General features: G+C 67.3%; 14 protein-coding genes. 3 read left to right on the top strand and 11 right to left on the bottom strand.

What is annotated here, in order from left to right; translation table 11 throughout:
* Window positions 1–22 precede the first annotated feature (22 nt).
* Window positions 23–781, top strand: a complete 759-nt coding sequence (locus EG885_RS00800; RefSeq protein WP_131572557.1) for an IclR family transcriptional regulator domain-containing protein — start codon at window positions 23–25, stop codon at window positions 779–781.
* 36 nt (window positions 782–817) lie between these two features.
* Here EG885_RS00800 and EG885_RS00795 read toward each other — a convergent pair whose 3' ends face one another.
* On the bottom strand, window positions 818–1,945 hold the full coding sequence (locus EG885_RS00795) for an extracellular catalytic domain type 1 short-chain-length polyhydroxyalkanoate depolymerase (RefSeq protein WP_242679447.1): 1,128 nt from the start codon (window positions 1,943–1,945) through the stop codon (window positions 818–820).
* A 295-nt stretch (window positions 1,946–2,240) separates the two neighbouring features.
* On the opposite strand from EG885_RS00795, the gene ggt reads away from it, so the two are divergent.
* Window positions 2,241–3,905, top strand: a complete 1,665-nt coding sequence (gene ggt / locus EG885_RS00790; protein WP_131572556.1) for a gamma-glutamyltransferase — start codon at window positions 2,241–2,243, stop codon at window positions 3,903–3,905.
* A gap of 16 nt (window positions 3,906–3,921) precedes the next feature.
* Complete coding sequence (locus EG885_RS00785; RefSeq protein WP_131572555.1) at window positions 3,922–4,881, top strand: 2-hydroxyacid dehydrogenase; 960 nt, start codon at window positions 3,922–3,924, stop codon at window positions 4,879–4,881.
* A gap of 86 nt (window positions 4,882–4,967) precedes the next feature.
* Here EG885_RS00785 and phoB read toward each other — a convergent pair whose 3' ends face one another.
* The 10 genes from phoB to EG885_RS00735 all read right to left on the bottom strand — a co-directional run bounded on the left by phoB (window position 4,968) and on the right by EG885_RS00735 (window position 15,527).
* Window positions 4,968–5,657: a phosphate regulon transcriptional regulator PhoB gene (gene phoB / locus EG885_RS00780; protein ID WP_131572554.1), complete on the bottom strand. Its 690-nt coding sequence runs from the start codon at window positions 5,655–5,657 to the stop codon at window positions 4,968–4,970.
* Window positions 5,658–5,661: 4 nt separating this feature from the next.
* Window positions 5,662–6,375 carry a phosphate signaling complex protein PhoU gene (phoU, locus tag EG885_RS00775; protein WP_131572553.1) on the bottom strand — a complete coding sequence of 238 codons (714 nt, stop codon included), beginning with the start codon at window positions 6,373–6,375 and terminating at the stop codon, window positions 5,662–5,664.
* A 36-nt stretch (window positions 6,376–6,411) separates the two neighbouring features.
* Window positions 6,412–7,215 (bottom strand): phosphate ABC transporter ATP-binding protein PstB, encoded by an 804-nt coding sequence (pstB, locus tag EG885_RS00770; RefSeq protein WP_207392157.1) that lies wholly within the window; start codon window positions 7,213–7,215, stop codon window positions 6,412–6,414.
* Window positions 7,216–7,233: 18 nt separating this feature from the next.
* A complete protein-coding gene (pstA, locus tag EG885_RS00765) occupies window positions 7,234–8,577 on the bottom strand; it encodes a phosphate ABC transporter permease PstA (RefSeq protein ID WP_131572552.1) in 1,344 nt (447 codons plus the stop codon).
* Window positions 8,574–9,779 (bottom strand): phosphate ABC transporter permease subunit PstC, encoded by a 1,206-nt coding sequence (gene pstC / locus EG885_RS00760; RefSeq protein WP_131572551.1) that lies wholly within the window; start codon window positions 9,777–9,779, stop codon window positions 8,574–8,576. The genes pstA and pstC overlap by 4 nt, the downstream gene beginning before the upstream one ends.
* 94 nt (window positions 9,780–9,873) lie before the next feature.
* Window positions 9,874–10,905, bottom strand: a complete 1,032-nt coding sequence (locus EG885_RS00755; RefSeq protein WP_131572550.1) for a substrate-binding domain-containing protein — start codon at window positions 10,903–10,905, stop codon at window positions 9,874–9,876.
* 247 nt (window positions 10,906–11,152) lie between these two features.
* Window positions 11,153–11,950 (bottom strand): PPC domain-containing DNA-binding protein, encoded by a 798-nt coding sequence (locus EG885_RS00750; RefSeq protein ID WP_131572549.1) that lies wholly within the window; start codon window positions 11,948–11,950, stop codon window positions 11,153–11,155.
* A gap of 6 nt (window positions 11,951–11,956) precedes the next feature.
* Window positions 11,957–13,576, bottom strand: coding sequence for an acyl-CoA synthetase (locus tag EG885_RS00745; RefSeq protein WP_131572548.1), 1,620 nt, complete (start codon window positions 13,574–13,576; stop codon window positions 11,957–11,959).
* Window positions 13,573–14,742, bottom strand: coding sequence for an acetyl-CoA acetyltransferase (locus tag EG885_RS00740; RefSeq protein ID WP_131572547.1), 1,170 nt, complete (start codon window positions 14,740–14,742; stop codon window positions 13,573–13,575). The genes EG885_RS00745 and EG885_RS00740 overlap by 4 nt, the downstream gene beginning before the upstream one ends.
* Window positions 14,739–15,527 carry an IclR family transcriptional regulator gene (locus EG885_RS00735; RefSeq protein ID WP_131572546.1) on the bottom strand — a complete coding sequence of 263 codons (789 nt, stop codon included), beginning with the start codon at window positions 15,525–15,527 and terminating at the stop codon, window positions 14,739–14,741. Before EG885_RS00735 ends, EG885_RS00740 begins: the two co-directional genes overlap by 4 nt.
* Between the last annotated feature and the right edge of the window lie 22 nt (window positions 15,528–15,549).

The raw sequence follows: 15,549 nt of genomic DNA, 5'->3' as shown, positions 1-15,549 counted from the left end.
GATACCGAATAATCATGTGCGCATGGCGAACAAAACCGACATCATCGGATCACTTGGCAAGGGCCTGCAGGTGATCGAGGCGTTCGGCGCGGATCAGCCGCGCCTGTCGATCTCGGACGTGGCGGCGGCGACGGGGCTGGATCGCGCCACCGCGCGGCGCTGTCTGCTGACGCTGCACGATCTGGGCTATGCCGATTACGACGGCAAGTTCTTTACCCTGACCGCGCGGGTTCTGCGGCTTGGCATGGGGGCGCTGGCGGCGATGCCTCTGGCGCAGCTGGTCCAGCCCTGGCTGGATCAGCTGTCCGACAGGATCGGGCAATCGACATCCGTATCGATTCTGGACGGGGCCCAGATCGTCTATCTGGCCCGCGCAGCGCAGCGGCGGGTGATGTCCATTGGCCTGATGCCCGGATCGCGCCTGCCGGTTCACTGCACGTCGATGGGGCGGGTGCTGTTGGCCGCCCTGCCCCGCGATCAGGCCCGCGCGATCATCGAGGCCTGCGATCTGACCCCCCGCACCCCCCACAGTCTGACCGACCCGGCCGAGATCATGGCCCGGATCGATGCCGCGCGTGACCAAGGCTATGCCGTCATCGATCAGGAGGTCGAGCCCGGCCTGCGATCCATCGCCGTGCCGCTCTATTCGGTGCATGGCCGGGTGATCGCCGCCCTGAACACCGGCGTCGCCGCGGTGCAGTCCGGGGCGGGCGATCTGACCGGTCTGTATCTGGAACCGCTTTTGAAGGTGCAGGAGGGGCTGCGGCGCATCCTGCGCTGACCCACCCTCACGGGCCCACGTCAGGGACGTGCCCGGCTATGCTGCGCCCGGCCCGGCCCGGCGTGTGCGCAGGGTGGTCTTGTGGCGCAGAAAGAACCGCAGCATCTCTTGCGAGGCATCGGGGCCTGCGGGGTCCACAAAGCGGCCCGTGCGCGAACCGCCCGACCACGCGTGACCCGAACCTTTGATCAGCCAATGTTCGACATAGGACCGTCCACGCCCGACCCGGTGACTGGTGCGGACATAGGCGCGTCCATCCGCGATCTGGCGGGCCTGTTCGGTTACCTCCAGCCGGGCAAAGGGTTCCAGCGCGCGCAGGGCGACAAGCCTTCCATTGCGGGGCGCGACGACGCGATCATCGCCCCCGTGAAAGATGATGGTCGGCAGGGGGTGGTTCAGCCGGATGCCCGAATTGCCCTGTTTCATCGCCATCAGGGCCGATCCATGGTCGCGCGCCGCCCCCATCGGCAGACCGGAATGGCACCCCACGGCGGCAAACAGATCGGGATAGGCGTGGGCCAGCGCCATCGCCGCCGATCCCCCCGCCGACAGCCCCGCGACATAGACGCGGGCGGGGTCGATGGGCTGCTGGGTCAGGATCTGGCGGACCATGCCAGACAGGATGGCAGGCTCGCCCGCGCCGCGCCCCTGATCCCCCTCGCGGAACCAGTTCCAGCAGCGGTTGGGATGCGCGTCGCGCGATTGAGCGGGATACAGAACGATCACGCCACGCTCTTCTGCCAGTGCGTTCATGCGGGTGCCCTTGGCGAAATCGTCCGGCGTCTGCCCGCAGCCATGCAGCATCACGACCAAGGGCAATGGCCCTGTGGCGGTCGATGGCACATACAGCTTGTAGCTGCGCGTCCCGGCCTCGCAGCCATAGCTGCCCGAGGTAAAGCGCGCCGTCTTTGGCACCGCCGCCACCCTGACCGGCGCCACCCGCACCGATGATGCAGGTTTTGGGGCGGCCTTGGGTTTTTTCGCGGTGACCTTGGGCTTTTTCGCGGCAGATCTGACGGCAGCCTTGGTCGCGGTCGTGGCCGCCCTTGTCATCGCCTTGGCGGTCGATCCGATCATCGCCGCCATCAGCCCGCCCATCGCGCCGCCCAGAGAGCTGCGCCGGGCCTTGCCGCGACCTGATCTGAGACGGGAACGTTTGACCACAGTACTGACCCGGTATCAGGAACAAAATCCTGCGTCGCATGGGCACGCCCCTGCCGCAAGCGGCAAAGCGGTCCACGCCCCGACGCCCCGACGCGCTGGCAGGCAGGCTGGCAGTCTGGCAGTCTGGCCGCCGATGATGGGTCCGCCGCCGCATCTGCCCAAAGGATAAGCCCGGACCGGCTGGCGCGAACGGAATGGTTTGCCCCGGACTGCGCCCCGGTTGTCCCTGCCGCCGATCCTGCCTAAGCTGACCGCGTGGCGCCATGGCGCAACCGCGACAAATGAGATGTGATCGATGACCGTCCCTGACAAAACCCTGCCGTTCCGCTGCGACAAGCGGTCTGTGACGGGGGATCTGGGGGTGGTCGCGACCAATTCTCCGCTTGGCTCGGCGGCGGGCTCGGCGATGCTGGCGGCGGGCGGCAATGCCGTGGACGCCGCCGTCGCCGCCCTGCTGACGCTGAGCGTGGTCGAGCCGATGATGGTCGGCATCGCCGGGGGCGGGATCAGCCATCTGCGGCTGGCCGACGGGCGCCATGTGATCGTCGATGCGCTGTCGGTGGCGGGGCAGAACGCGCGGTCCGACATGTTCACGCCCGTCTCGGACGAACCGCCCGATGACATGGACACGGCCGACCGGCGCAACATGCTGGGTGCATCCGCCGTGGCGGTGCCGGGCAATCTGCGCGGCTGGTCCCAGATGCAGCGCCGCTATGGGCGCCTGCCCTGGGCCGATGTGGTCGAACCCGCGATCAATGCCGCCGCGCGCGGCTTTGCCGTCAGCCCCTATCTGAACGGCGCGCTTGGCGAACATGGGGCCGATCTAATGGCCGATCCGGTCATCGCGGGATTGTTCATGCCGGGCGGGGCGCCGGCCCCGGTGGGCAGCCGGATGATCATGGGCGATTACGCCGAAAGCCTGCGTCTGGTGCAGGCCGAGGGTGACGAGGCCCTGCATGGCGGCGATCTGGGCCGGGCGCTGGCCGACCGGCTGGCCACCGGTGGCCCGGATGCGGGCCATGTCACGCTGGCCGATCTGACCCGCTATCGTGCCATCGAACGGCAGGCGATCATGGGCAGCTATCGCGGTTATCAGATTGCCGGGCCGCCGCCGCCCGCATCGTCGGGGGTCCATATCGTCCAGATGCTGAACATGCTGGAGGCGCATGATATCCGCGCCATGGGCTTTGGCTCGGCCGAAACGATGGCGCTGTTGGCCGAGGTGATCCGCGTGGGGTTCGAGGACCGGCGCGCCGCCTCGGGCGATCCCGATTTCGTCGATGTCCCGGTGGAGCGGTTCATTTCCAAGGAATATGCCGATGTTTGCCAGAACCGCCTGCACATGCGGACCGGGGCGCTGGCGCCCGGCGGGCAGGAAAGCCGCGACACCACCCATGTGACCGTGGCCGATCGCGACGGCAATATCGTCACCGCCACCCATACGCTGAACGGGTTGTTCGGGGCGCGTTTCATGGTGCCGGGGACCGGGATCATTCCGAACAATTACATGATGAACTATGACCCTCATCCCGGGCGGGCGCTGTCGATCCGGCCGGGCAAGCGGGTGCCGACATCGATGGCGCCGATGATCGTGCTGCAAGGCGGGCGGCCCGTCCATGCGCTTGGCCTGCCCGGCGGGGTGCGGATCTTTCCCTCGGCCCTGCAGGCCATCGTCAACCTGATCGACCACGGGATGAGCCTGCAACAGGCGGTCGAGGCGCCGCGCCTGTGGACCCAAGGCCAGCATCTGGAGCTGGAGCCCGCCTATGTCCCCATGGCCCCCGCCCTGCGCGCGATGGGATACGAGGTGCGCCTGCCCAAGACCATCGGCGGCGGCATGAATGCCATCAGTTTCGGCCCCGAGGGTCCGATGACCGGGGCTGCCTGCTGGCGGGCCGATGGCACGGTCATGGCCCATGGCGGCGGGCTGGCCCGGCCCGGCGTGCGCTTTACTCTTTGACAGGGAATTAGATTTCATGCCCCGCATCGTCCTTCTGGACCCCGCCGATCCCGCACGGCTGGACCGCATCCGGCCCTTTCTGCCGCAGGGCTGGGATCTGACCACGGCGCGGTCGCGCGAGGAGGCCGATCAGCGCGACGCCTTGCAGGGCGCCGCTTTCGCGATCACCGGCGACGTGCCCGTCACCGCCCCGATGATGGCCGTGCCGGGCCTGCGCGCGGTGCATAAATGGGGCGTGGGCTTTGACGGCATCGATCTGGACGCCGCGGCCCGCCACGGGGTCCGGGTGCTGCGCACGACCGGGTCGAACGCGGTGACGGTGGCGGAAACGACGCTTGGGCTGATATTGGCGGTGAACCGCAACATCGCGCGCGGCCATCTGGGCATCCAGCGCGGCGGCTGGCCCAAGACGGAACTGGGCGCCACCTCGATGCGGCTGTCGGGGCGGGTGGTTGGCATCGTCGGCATGGGCCATATCGGCATGGCGCTGGCACGGCTGCTGGGCGGTTTCGGCTGCGACATCCTCTATACCAAGCGCCATCCCCTGACCCCCGAACAAGAAGTCGCGACCGGCGCCCGTTTCGCGACCCTGCCCGATCTGCTGGCGGCCTCGGACGTCGTCACGCTGAATTGCGAGCTGAACGACAGCACCCGCAACCTGATCGACGCCAACCGTCTGGCCCTGATGAAGCCCGATGCCATTCTGGTCAATGCCGCCCGCGGCGGGGTGCTGGTCGAGGCCGATCTGGCCGCAGCGATCCGCGCGGGCCAGCTGCGCGGCGCCGCCGTCGATGTCTTTTCGGTCGAGCCGATCACCCCCGATAATCCCCTGCTGGGGCTGGACCGGGTGATCCTGACGCCGCATCTGGCCGCCATTTCTTCGGACGGATTTGCCCCGACCCTGCAGCGGATGATGGATAACCTGCAGGCCATCGCCGAAGACCGCGCGCCACGGGACGGGGATGTGCTGGTCTAGGCGGTTCCCGCCCCGTCCGGCAGACACAGCCCTTCGTGCAGCGCCCTGATCAGCCGCGCATCGGGCGCCGGCCGAGGGCCGACCCTTTAACCCAGGGCATAGCCCACGCCGCGCACGGTGCGCAGCGGATCTTCGCCGCCGTTCTTCATCAGCGCCTTGCGCAACCGGCCGACATGCACGTCGATGGTGCGGCTGTCGACATAGATGTCGCGTCCCCAGACCCGGTCCAGCAGCTGTTCGCGCGTCCAGACCCGGCCCGGCTTTTCCATCAGCGTGGACAGCAGCCGGAACTCGGTCGGGCCCAGATGCAGGGTCTGACCGGCGCGGAAAACGCGATGTTCGGCGGCGTCCAGGATGATGTCGGCAAAGGACAGCCGTTCCCCCATCGTGGCGGGGCGGGTGCGGCGCAGCTGGGTGCGCAGCCGCGCCAGCAACTCCACCACCGAATAGGGTTTGACGACGTAATCGTCGGCCCCGGTTTCCAGACCCCGGACGCGGTCGACCTCTTCGCTGCGCGCCGACAGCATGATGATGGGGATGTTGCGGGTCGAGGGATCGGCCTTGACCTGACGGCAGACCTCGATCCCCGAGACCTTGGGCAGCATCCAGTCCAGCACGATCAGATCGGGCTGTTCCTCGGCCACCAGCAGCAGCGCATCCTCGCCATTATCGGCCATCACCACGTCGAAGCCTTCGGCTTCGAGGTTGTAATGCAGGACTTCGCGCTGCGCGCCCTCATCCTCGACCACCAGCACGCAGGGGGCTTGCCGTGCCATCGGCCTAGACCCCCGCCATCGGGGCGACGACGCTGCTGCTTTTCGGGCGCGCCTCGTCTGGCAGATCGCCGGTGACCAGATAGACCACCTGTTCGGCGATGGATGTCGCGTGATCGCCCATCCGTTCGACATTCTTGGCGATGAAATGCAGATGCATGCAGGGGGTGATGTTGCGCGGATCCTCCATCATATGGGTCAGGAATTCGCGAAACAGCGCGTTATACATCTGATCCACCTCCAGATCGCGCTGGCGCACGTCATGGGCCAGATCGGCGTCGCGGCGGATATAGCTGTCCAGCGCGTCCTGCAGCATCTTGTTCACCGCCTGGCTCATCCGGCGCAGCGCGATGCCAGAGCCTTCCATGGCGGGCATCTGCGACAGGACCGAGGTGCGCTTGGCCATGTTCTTGGCGTAATCGCCCACCCGCTCCAGCGAGGCCGAGATCTTGATCACCGCCAGCACCATCCGCAGATCGGTGGCGGTGGGCGCGCGCAGCGCGATCAGGCGCGCGGCATCCTCGTTGATCTGCATCTCCATCAGGTCGATCGCCTTGTCGCGGCGGCGCACGTCATCGGCCAGATCCTCGTCGCGCGTGTCCAGCGCGGTCGAGGCATCGGTGATCGCGGCCTCGACCATGCCGCCCATCTTCACGACCAGCGCCTGAATGGTCTCCAGATCGCGGTCGAAGGCTGAAGAGATATGCTTGTCGCGGTTCATCGTGATGTCCTTTCAGGGCCGTGGCAAGGTCCGGCCTCAGCCGATCCGGCCCGAGATATAGGCTTCGGTGCGGCTGTCGCGGGGCTTGGTGAAGATGTCGTCGGTGTCGCCATATTCGACAAGGTTGCCCAGATGGAAAAACGCGGTCTTCTGGCTGACGCGGGCGGCCTGCTGCATCGAATGGGTCACGATCACGACCGAGAATTGCTGGCGCAGCTGTTCGATCAGTTCCTCGACCTGACTGGTGGCGATGGGGTCGAGCGCCGAACAGGGTTCGTCCATCAGCAGAACCTCGGGGCTGGTCGCCACGGCGCGGGCGATGCACAACCGCTGCTGCTGGCCGCCCGACAGGCCGGTGCCGGGTTCGGACAGCCGGTCCTTGACCTCGTTCCACAGGGCCGAGCCGCGCAGCGAGCGTTCGACGATCTCGTCCATCTCGGCCTTGTTGCGGGCCAGACCGTGGATGCGTGGGCCGTAGGCGACATTGTCATAGATCGACTTGGGGAAGGGGTTGGGTTTCTGGAATACCATGCCGACCTTGGCGCGCAGCTGCACCGGGTCGATGCGCCGGTCATAGATGTTTTCGCCGTCGATGGTGATCTCGCCCTCGATCCGGGCCGTGTCGATGGTGTCGTTCATGCGGTTGATGCAGCGCAGAAAGGTCGACTTGCCGCAGCCCGAGGGACCGATGAAGGCGGTCACGGTCTTGTCCAGAATCTCGACGTTCAGATCCTTGATGGCCTGTTTCTGGCCATACCAGACCTGTACGTTGCGGGCCTGGATCTTGATGGTTTGCTGGTCCACGGCATTCTCCGGTCGGGTGGTGTCGTACATGGTCATGTCTCCTGTGGGGCCGCGCTACCAGCGGCGCTCGAACTTGCGGCGCAGATAGATCGCCAGCAGGTTCATGCACAGCAGGAAGATCAGCAGGACGATGATGGCACCGGAGGCGCGTTCGACAAAGGCCGGATCGGCGCGCTGCGTCCAGTTATAGACCTGAACCGGCAGGGCCGAGGCCGGATCGAACAGCCCTTCGGGCGGGGCGGCGGGATATTCGCGCACAAAGGCGACCATCCCGATCAGCAGCAGGGGCGCGGTCTCGCCCAGGGCCTGCGCCAGACCCAGAATGGTGCCGGTCAGGATGCCGGGCATGGCCAGCGGCAGGACGTGGTGGAACACCGTCTGCATCCGCGACGCCCCCACCCCAAGCGCCGCATCGCGGATCGAGGGTGGCACCGATTGCAGCGCCGCGCGGGTGGCGATGATGATCGTGGGCAGGGTCATCAGCGTCAGCACCAGACCGCCGACGATGGGCGCCGAGGCGGGAAGCCCGGCAAAGTTGATGAACACCGCCAGCCCCAGGATGCCGAAGACGATCGAGGGCACGGCGGCCAGGTTCGCGATATTGACCTCGATCATGTCGGTCCAGCGGTTCTTCGGCGCAAATTCCTGCAGATAGATGGACGCGCCGACCCCGATGGGCACCGACAGGACCAGCACCACCAGCATCATGTAAAGCGACCCCAGAATGGCGACGCCGACGCCCGCCGCCTCGGGGCGCTGATCCGAGGCATCCGGCAGGGTCAGAAAGCCCCAGTTGAACCGGGTGACCATGGTGCCATTATCGGCCAGCGCCTGCGCCAGCAGCAGTTGCTGGGGCGAGACGTTGGCATCGCGCGCCGCCGTCTCGGCGGTGACGCGGCCTTTGAAATAGCCGTCGATCCGGCCGTTCACCAGCACGTTCACATCGACCACCTGCCCGACCAGTTCGGGATCGCTCAGCACACGGTTGCGCAGCTGCGCCGAGGCATCGCGCGAGATCAGCCGGTTGGCATCGCCCGCGCCCAGACCCTCGATGGTCAGGTCCAGCGCGGCGATTTCCGTTTCCAGCGCGCGGTCCAGCACCTGCCCATAGGACAGCGTCAGGACCGAGGCCATCTCGGCGGGATCGCGGTTGCCCTTGGGGTCCAGCACCTGCGCATCCAGCGCGACGGGCAGCGACAGATAGGTCTGGGTGAAGGCGCCCGAGCCGTTGCGCAGGATGGTAAAGACCAGCATCGCCAGCATCAGCACCGCGATGATGATCGCCGTCAGCCCATAGGCGCGAAAGCGCTTTTCGGCGGCGTTGCGGCGGCGGGTGCGCGCGTCCTGCACATAGAGCGATTTGCGCCCGGCAGGGGTGGTCGATGAGATGTCGGTCATTCGTACTGCTCGCGATATTTGCGCACGATGATAAGCGCGATGACGTTCAGGGCCAGCGTGATGACGAACAGCGTCAGGCCAAGGGCAAAGGCGACCAGCGTTTCGGGCGACGAGAAATCATTGTCGCCGGTCAGCTGGCTGACGATCTTGACGGTGATGGTGGTCATCGCCTCGAACGGGTTGCCGCTGATGGTGGCGGCGGCACCGGCGCCCAGCACGACGATCATCGTCTCGCCGATGGCACGGCTGGCGGCCAGCAGGATGGCGCCGACGATGCCCGGCAGGGCGGCGGGAATGACGACGCTGCGCACCGTCTCGGACGGGGTCGAGCCCAGCCCCAGGGCGCCGTCGCGCAGGCTTTGCGGCACGGCGTTGATGATGTCGTCGGACAGCGAGCTGACGAACGGGATCAGCATGATCCCCATGACCAGCCCCGCCGTCATGACCGAGCTGCCCGAATTGCCCAGACCCATGGGTTGGGCGATCCAGTCGCGCAGCATCGGGCCGACCGTCACCAGCGCGAACAGGCCATAGACGATGGTCGGGATGCCCGCCAGAACCTCGACCGCGGGCTTGGCAAAGCCGCGCAGGCGGGGGCTGGCATATTCCGACAGATAGATCGCCGCCAACAGGCCGATGGGCACCGCCACCAGCAGCGCGATGAAGCTGATATACAGCGTCCCCCACAGCAGCGGCAGCATGCCAAGGCGCGAATTGCCCTCGAAGCGCGGCGACCATGTGGTGCCGAAAAAGAACTCGGTCAGGCTGTACTGGCCAAAAAAGCTGATGGTTTCGAAGATCAGCGACAGCACGATCCCAAGGGTGGTGGCGATGGCGATCATCGAACAGAAGATCATCAGACCCATCACCATCCGCTCGACCGCGTTGCGGGCGCGGAAATCGCTGTCGATCCGGGTCATCGCCCAGCCCAGCCCGGCCACCGCCGCACCAAGGGCCAGCAGACCCGCGATGGCGCCGGACGACGCAGGGATCACCCCGGCCATGCGCAACCCCGAGGCCAGCGCCAGCACGATCAGCGCCGGCAACAGGACCGACAGCCCGACATTGGCGCCGTGATAGGTGGGACGGCTGTGCAGGGTGCGCACATCGCTGCCGCCTGCCTGGCAGGCGCGGCTGCGCCCCAGATAGAAACCGGCCACGGCCAGCAGCAGGGCGGCGAACAGGGCCCAGGACATTGGCATCAGGGAACCTCGAAATGGCGGCGAAGGGGGGCGTTTCAGGCGCGGAAAAGCATCGGACCGGCGCAGGATGCCCGCGCCGGTCCGGTCTTGTCGGTTACTGCATGGTCACTTCGTCGGCCACGGCCTGCTGGACCGAGGCCAGTTCCGGGTCGGACACCAGACCATAGGCGGCCAGCGGGCCGTCGGGACCGGCGATCGCGTCCGAGACGAAGAATTCCGCGAATTCCTTCACGCCCGGAATGACGCCGATATGGGCCTTCTTGACGTAGATGAACAGCGGACGCGACACGGGATATTCGCCCGAGGCGATCGTCTCGGTCGAGGGGGTGACGCCGCCCATGGTCGCGACCTGCAGCGTGTCGGTGTTGTTCTCATAGAACGACAGGCCGAACACGCCGATCCCGTTGGGCGAGCTGCCGATACGGGCCAGCGTCTCGGTGTAATCGCCGTCGATATCGACCGAACGGCCATCGGTGCGCAGGGTCATGCAGGCGGCCTCGCCCTCGTCCTCGCCCATTTCGGCCACGAAGACCTCCATGGCGCCGGTGTCTTCGCAACCCTGCATGATGACCTTTTCGTCGAACACTTCGCGGGTGCCGTGACGGGTGCCGGGCACGAAGGCCAGGATTTCCTGATCGGCAAGATCGGGGTTCACCTCGGACCAGTTGGCGGCGGTGTTGTCGACGATGGCGCCATCGGCGACGACCTTGGCGGACAGGGCGTTGAACCAGTCCGACGGGGTGAATTCAAAGCTGTTGCCCGTTTGCGCGCTGGCAAAGACGATCCCGTCATAGCCGATGCGCACTTCCATGATCTCTTCGACGCCATTGGCGGCACATTCGGCCACCTCGGTGTCGCGGATCTCGCGGCTGGAATTGGCGATGTCGATGGTGTTCTCGCCGACGCCCTCGCAGAAGCGGCGCAGACCGGTCGAGGACCCGCCCGATTCGATCACCGGGCTGCCAAAGTCGAAATTCTCGCCGAACAGTTCGGCGACGATGGTGGCATAGGGCAGAACGGTCGAGGAACCGGCGACCTGAACCTGATCGCGGCTCTGTGCAAAGGCACCCGAGGCGGTCAGAGCGATCGCGGACAACGCGGTGGCGGCAATGCCGAAGGATTTCATGTGTCGTCTCCTGTGGAGTGAGCTGGCTCCGACCTGCTACAACAGCTTCGTGACAGTCATACTTAACCAAGGTGACAGTTGTGTGACGATGACCGGGGCCGGGCGGGGCCTTGTCCAAGGGGATCATGGGACGGGCCGGGGTCGTGCCCGGGCACAAGCCACCCCGGTGCGACGACCGACCGGATGGTCGCAAGGCCGGGCGGCCGGACCGGTCCCCCCGTCATACCGCCCGGTCAGGGCGCGTCGATCAGGGCGCGTCGATCAGCAGCAATTCGGCGGTGATGCAGACCCGGTTCGGGCCCAGCAACCAGCCCTGCCGCGCATCGCCCCCCTCACCGACCGAGGCGATGCGCAACTGCCCGCCTGCCTGCCCGGTGATCAGGATTTCGGTGGCCGGGCCGGGAAGGGGTGCCGCATCGGCAAAGCGGGTGCCGATCAGACTGCCCAGCCCCAAAATGCGGCTGCGCGGTCGGGCCAGCCTGCGCAGCGTCGGGACAAGGTCCAGATGGGGGCGCAGGCGCACCAGACGCGCCGCCTGCCCCCCGCGATGCCTGCGGCGCTGCGCGCGTGGGGTGAACAGCGCAAAGCCGGTCTCGCTGTCCGGACCCCGGCAAAAGGCCGCGCCGTCGATGCCCCATGCCTCGATCTGCACATTGCGCGACAAGAATGTCTCTTCGGGGCGCAGATGGCCCATCCGGACCGTGCCGGTCCGGTCGGTCCACAATCCATGGGCATGGATCGCCCCGCCCTGCCCCAGATGCAGCCCCGCCATGACGATGCGCGCGCCCGCGCCCAGCCTGTGGGTCCGGCTGTAATAGGCCACGCGCCCGTCGCCGGGTGGCGGGGCGGGAATGACAAAGGCAAGCCGGTCGCAGGGCAGATCCCGCAAGCTCAGCCACGCGGCCCCGAACCCCGCCGCCCGGACGGCCTGAGCGATGGCACGGTCCAGCGGCACGCCCGCCCGCAGCAAAAGACGCAGCGGATGGGCGCGGCAGGCGACGGTGCGGACCCGCTGCGGATCGGCGGGACCGGGATGGATCAGCATCGACGCCTAGCCCGCCCCGGCCTGAACGGCTGTGCGGTCCTGCGGCTGATCGTGATCGCAGGGCCAGTCGCCGCGTTCGATCAGCGCGTCGCGGATCATCTTGCGGGTGATCTTGCCATAGGCCGATTTCGGCAGCCCATCCCAAATCAGCAGCCGCTTGGGCCGTTTATAACTGGCGATCTGCGGCGCGAGCCAGTCCAGCACCGCCTGCGGATCGTGCGTGGCCCCCGGACGCGCCACGCAGACCGCCAGCCCGGTTTCGCCCCAGACAGGATCGGGGGCGCCCAGCACGATCACCTCGGCCAGATCGGGATGGGTCAGCAGCTTTTCCTCGATCTCGCGGGGATAGATGTTGGACCCGCCCGAGATATACATGTCGGATTCGCGGCCCGTCAGATACAGAAACCCCTGATCGTCCATGTGCCCCAGATCGCCGGTCAGGAACCAGCCGTCACGAAAGGATGCCGCATTGGCAGCCGGATTGTCGTGATAGCCCGCAAAGACGGCGGGGCCGGTCACGGCGATCTCTCCGGTCCGGTTGGGGGGCAGTTCGCACCCTTGGGCGTCCTGTATCTGCACCTGCATGCCGGTGCGCGCCAGACCGCAGGTGCCGATGCGCATCGCGCCATCATCGGCGGAATGATGCGCGGGGGGCAGCACGGTGATCGCGCCGGTGACCTCGCCCAGACCAAAATACTGGACCAGCACCGGGCCCAGCTTGTCCAGCGCGCGGATCTGATCGGCCCGGTACATCGGCGCGCCCGCATAGATGACATAGCGCAGGCTGGAATGATCGAAGCGGTCCACGGACGCATCCTCGACCAGCAGCTTGACGATGGTGGGGACGGTGAACATGTTCGTCACCCGGTATCGTTCGACCAGTTCCCAGACCTGCGCGGGGTCGAACCGATCGCCCTCGGGCAGGATGGTCGGCACGCCGCGCGCGACCTGCGTCAACTGGTGGATGCCCGCGCCATGCGACAGCGGGGCGACCACCAGCGAGGCGTCATGTTCGGTGGTGCCGGGCATCAGATCGCACAGGTGGTTGGTGACGACAAAGGCCATCTGCCCATGCGTCAGCACCGCTGCCTTGGGCCGCCCGGTCGTCCCCGAAGTATAGAAAAACCACGCCGGATCGTCGCGCGCGACCGCCGCCTCGGGCGGCATCCGGCCGCGATGGCGGGCAATCAGGGCGTCGTGATCGGTGCCAAGGGGGGACGGGCCGATGGGGATGATCGCCGGGATATGGGGTGCGCAGGCTTCGGCATGGGCGGTGAACGCCGCCCCGCAGATCATCGCCCGGGCGCCCGAGGATTGCGCCAGATAGGCCAGATCGCCGGGCGAGAGGCGGAAATTGGCGGGCACCCAGACCGCGCCGATGCGCCAGCAGGCGAACATGGTTTCGAACATCTGCAGGCAGTTGGCCGATTGCACCAGAACGCGGTCGCCCTTGGCCAGCCCGTAATCATGGATCAGCGCATGGGCCAGCGCGCCCACCCGCGCCTGCATCTGCGACCATGTCGTGACCTGATCGCCATGGATCAGCGCGGGGGCATCGGGCAGGCGGCGGGCGTTCTGGGTCAGGAAATGGCACAGGTTCATCACCCGGTCGGAAACGGGCCTCATTTCACCCGCTCCAGGATCGAGACATAGTTGGTGACCGCAGCGCCGCCCATGTTGAATACCCCGGCCAACGTCGCGCCGGGCAGCTGCATCTCGCCCGCCTCGCCGGTCAGCTGCATCGCGGCCATGACATGCTGGGACACGCCCGTCGCGCCGATCGGATGGCCCTTGGATTTCAGCCCGCCCGACAGGTTCACCGGCAGACGCCCGTCCCTGCGGGTCACGCCGTCACGGATGACGCGGTGGCCCTGGCCGGGTTCGGCCAGCCCCATCGCCTCGTATTCCAGCATCTCGGCGATGGTGAAGCAGTCATGCGTCTCGACCAGCGACAGATCGTCCAGCACCAGGCCCGCATGATCCAGCGCCTGCGACCACGCGGCGCGCGCGGCGCGCATCTGCAGCATGTCGCGACGCGACAGGGCCAGCGGATCGTTGGCCTGCGCGCGGGCGCGAAAGGCGATGGCGCGGCGCATGGTCAGCGCGGTCTCGGCATCCGCCAGCACCAGCACCGCCGCCCCGTCCGAGATCAGCGAACAATCGCTGCGCCGCAAAGGCCCCGCCACGCGTGGATTGCGGTCGGACACGGTGTTGCAGAACGCGACGCCCAGATCCTTTTGCAGATGGGCATAGGGGTTGCGCATGCCGTTTTCGTGATTCTTGGCGGCGATCATCGCCAGTTCCTCGGACCGGTCGCCGTATCGCTGGAAATAGCCGGCGGCGATCTGCCCGAACAGGCCCGCGAACCCGGCGTCGATATCGGCCTCTTCCTTGCGGAAGCTGGCGCCCAGCAGGATGTCGCCCACATCCGCCGTGGGCGTGGCGGTCATCTTTTCGGCGCCCACCACCAGCGCGATCCGGCCCCGGCCTGCGGCGATGAAATCCATCGCGCCATGCAGGGCGGCAGAGCCGGTGGCACAGGCGTTCTCGAACCGGGTGGCGGGAACATGGGCCAGATCGGGGACCGCCATGCCGACCAGGGCTGCCTGAAAATCCTGCCGCGAAAAGCCGTTGTTGAAGACGCCGGTAAAGATGCCATCCACCTCGGCGGCACTGATGCCCGCATGATCCAGCGCCAAAGGCACCGCCTCGGCCATCAGGGCGCAGGTGTCGGGGGCGTCGGATTTGCCAAAGCGCGTATGGCTCCAGCCGATGATCATCGGGTCGGTCATGCGGGTCGTTCCTTATGGGGGGGCGTCAGGCGGGCCTCGATCCGGGCGGCCTCGGCGCGCAGATGGCGGGTCAGGTCGGGCAGGCGGTCGGGGCGCATCCGCGCCTCGACGGTGGCCACCGACAGCGCGCCCGCCAGCCGCCCGTCGGAATGGTGCAGGGCGATGCCCAGACCCCATGACCCCTCGATCACCAGACCGGGGTTCAGGGCCACGCCATCGGCACGGGTCCGCGCGATCAGCGCGCGCATCCGGTCGGGGGTCAGCGCCGGGAACCGATCGGCCAGCACCGGGGCGATCGCGGCCAGAACGGTCCGGGCCTGATCGTCGGGCAGGCTGGCCAGCATCGCCAAAGACCCCGCCCCCACGCCCAGAGGATGGGTCTGCCCCGCGACCAGCGCGTGGCTGCGCAGGGGATAGCTGCCCTCTTCGCGCATCAGGCACAGCGAACCGGCGCCGCGCCGCACCGACAGCAGCGCCGCATCTCCGGTAACCTGCGCCAGCCGCATGACGCTTTCGCCCGCCGCAGCCAGCAGGCCGGGACGGCGGGCCGCCTGCGCGCCCAGCACCTGCAGTTGCGCGCCCGGATGATAGCGGCTGGCGGCATCCTGTTCGGCCATGCCCGCCCGGATCAGCGCCAGCAGCAACCGCCGCACGGTGGCCTTGTTCAGCCCGGTCTGCGACACCAGCCCGGCCAGTGTCGCGCCATCATCCCCGCTGGCGCCGATGCGGTTCAACAGCAGCAGCGCCCGGTCCACGCTTTGCGTGCCAGTGTCTGGTTGGTCCATATTATGGTTCGATACAATAGGC

This window comes from Paracoccus nototheniae (assembly GCF_004335005.1).
In the GTDB taxonomy this organism is placed as follows: Bacteria; Pseudomonadota; Alphaproteobacteria; order Rhodobacterales; family Rhodobacteraceae; genus Paracoccus; species Paracoccus nototheniae.
The sequence above is the reverse complement of the archived record's forward strand: the minus strand, read 5'-3'. Positions and strand labels throughout refer to the sequence as shown.

Excerpts from the sequence above, each read along its gene's own strand:
- EG885_RS00745 (WP_131572548.1), bottom strand. The coding sequence starts at position 13,576 with ATGAGGCCCGTTTCCGACCGGGTGATGAACCTGTGCCATTTCCTGACC.
- EG885_RS00750 (WP_131572549.1), bottom strand. The coding sequence starts at position 11,950 with ATGCTGATCCATCCCGGTCCCGCCGATCCGCAGCGGGTCCGCACCGTC.
- ggt (WP_131572556.1), top strand. The coding sequence starts at position 2,241 with ATGACCGTCCCTGACAAAACCCTGCCGTTCCGCTGCGACAAGCGGTCT.
- pstC (WP_131572551.1), bottom strand. The coding sequence starts at position 9,779 with ATGCCAATGTCCTGGGCCCTGTTCGCCGCCCTGCTGCTGGCCGTGGCC.
- pstB (WP_207392157.1), bottom strand. The coding sequence starts at position 7,215 with ATGACCATGTACGACACCACCCGACCGGAGAATGCCGTGGACCAGCAA.
- EG885_RS00755 (WP_131572550.1), bottom strand. The coding sequence starts at position 10,905 with ATGAAATCCTTCGGCATTGCCGCCACCGCGTTGTCCGCGATCGCTCTG.
- EG885_RS00800 (WP_131572557.1), top strand. The coding sequence starts at position 23 with ATGGCGAACAAAACCGACATCATCGGATCACTTGGCAAGGGCCTGCAG.
- EG885_RS00740 (WP_131572547.1), bottom strand. The coding sequence starts at position 14,742 with ATGACCGACCCGATGATCATCGGCTGGAGCCATACGCGCTTTGGCAAA.
- EG885_RS00785 (WP_131572555.1), top strand. The coding sequence starts at position 3,922 with ATGCCCCGCATCGTCCTTCTGGACCCCGCCGATCCCGCACGGCTGGAC.
- EG885_RS00735 (WP_131572546.1), bottom strand. The coding sequence starts at position 15,527 with ATGGACCAACCAGACACTGGCACGCAAAGCGTGGACCGGGCGCTGCTG.
- phoB (WP_131572554.1), bottom strand. The coding sequence starts at position 5,657 with ATGGCACGGCAAGCCCCCTGCGTGCTGGTGGTCGAGGATGAGGGCGCG.
- phoU (WP_131572553.1), bottom strand. The coding sequence starts at position 6,375 with ATGAACCGCGACAAGCATATCTCTTCAGCCTTCGACCGCGATCTGGAG.
- pstA (WP_131572552.1), bottom strand. The coding sequence starts at position 8,577 with ATGACCGACATCTCATCGACCACCCCTGCCGGGCGCAAATCGCTCTAT.